The following is a 924-nucleotide window of genomic DNA, read 5'->3' as shown; positions in this document are numbered from 1 at the left end:
AGCAAGAAAAGCTGGCTAAACAGGAACAAAGGGCTGGGAAATCTTAGTGGGGGAGTAGCTCGCGCGTGAAAACATTTATTAGGCGTCTTGAAATTCTACATTACCTTCAACAACGACATGCTGCGCGTTTGGAGCCGGTTTCGACCGATACGATTATTCAGCACCTTATTGATGGCGAATATGTTGGTGACTCTGAACGAGAACCAAAAAGTTTGCTGCGCTTGATTCAGCGAGATCTTAAATTCCTGCTTGGCGACTATGATGAGGAGGACGACAGCTATTTAAACAATTTTGGCCTAGAGGTGACTCGCGGGCGGGGGAAAACCCAGCTTTGGTCGCTCGACCCTTATCAGCAGGTTAGCTACGACTTTGAGAAAATGCCTGCCTATATGGCATTGGCTCTGACGGTTACGCGAAAGCATTTAAAGCAGGTCTTGCCGAGCTCTACTCAGCAAGAATTAGCGCAGGTGTTTTTTAATGCTGAGAATCGACTTCAGCAAGCGCAGAACAAGTTGAGCGCAAAGCAATACTCTCGCCTTGGTAATGCCGTAGAGTTTTATCAACGTGGTCAGAGCTTACGAAGCCCCGATTTTGATATGACCGTGCTCGATCGCATCTATCAAGCGATCTTGAAAGGTAAGCGTATTCGCTTTAGTTATCAGGGGGGGCAAGGTAAAAGAGATTATGATGTGCATCCGTTTGGGGTCACAATCATGTTGCCGAAGCTGTACCTTGTTGCAGTTAAAGACGATGCGATGAAAGCTGGAAACCAAGAAGACTACCGGAGTTTTTTGGTTCACCGTATCCGGGATCTCGAGGTTTTACCGCTAGCGAATTCGGTTCCTGAGGATTTCCAGTTAAAGGATTATCTAGACTCGGGCAATATGGATGTTGCGATTGATCGAGACCATAGTTTTTACGAAT

General features: G+C 46.4%; 1 protein-coding gene. It reads left to right on the top strand.

What is annotated here, in order from left to right; genetic code table 11:
- Positions 1-65: 65 nt before the first annotated feature.
- A partial coding sequence (locus A3751_RS17510; protein ID WP_068458297.1) for a YafY family protein occupies positions 66-924 on the top strand: 859 nt, incomplete at its 3' end.

Source organism: Oleiphilus sp. HI0080 (genome assembly GCF_001635135.1).
Note: the sequence above shows the minus strand (reverse complement) of the source record. Positions and strands in the feature narration are given on the sequence as shown.